The sequence below is a fragment of the Roseovarius halophilus (ex Wu et al. 2025) genome, from assembly GCF_047086965.1.
In genome coordinates this window covers 1-686 of record NZ_JBKOTX010000528.1, presented here as the reverse complement: position 1 = coordinate 686, position 686 = coordinate 1, and the positions used below count along the sequence as shown (strand labels likewise).

1 protein-coding gene is annotated in these 686 nt (G+C 69.5%); it reads right to left on the bottom strand.

What is annotated here, in order from left to right; translation table 11 throughout:
- On the bottom strand, positions 1-686 hold a 686-nt coding region (locus ACH107_RS33315; RefSeq protein WP_412509857.1), incomplete at both ends, for an MFS transporter.

Sequence of the window (686 nt, the reverse complement as noted above, 5' to 3'; positions counted from 1 at the left end):
GGTCCGAACTGCGTCATCAGCCAGCCGGAAAGCGGATAGGTCACAAGCCAGCAGGCATGGCTGAGCGCGAATTGGGCGGCGAAGAGCGCGGGGCGGTCTTCTGCGTGGGCGGAGCGCCGCAGCAGACGGCCGGAGGGGGTAAGCACCGCCGAATACCCCAGGCCCACCAGCAGCCACGCGCCAAGGAGCGCGGGCCAGGTGAGCCCAAGGGCGGCGACCTCTCCGGCGAGACCAAGGAGCGTAAGCACCATGAGCGCTGCCCCGGCGACCATCACCGGCCGGTCCGGCACGCGGTCGAGCAGTTTCGGCAGCGCAAGTGCGGCCAGCATCGAGCCCGCGCCGAAGGCGAACAGCGTCCATGCCAGCGCGGATGCGTCCAGCCCCAGCGTGCCGCGCACTAGCACCACCGAGTTGACCAGCACCATCGCACCCGCAGCGGCGGCGGCGAGGTTCAGCGCCAGCAGCCCGCGCAGGCGCGGTGTCGCGAGGTAGATGCGGATGCCGCGCGTGGTGCGGTCGTAGATGCCGCGCGGCTCGGACGGTTTCGGCGAAGGCAGCAGGACCGAGACGACCAGCACCGCGGAAGCTGCAAACCCCACCACCGTTCCAAGGAAGAGGGAATTGTAGCTCACCACCGCCAGCAGGAGCCCGGCCAGCATCGGGCTGACGATGTTCTCGAGGTCATA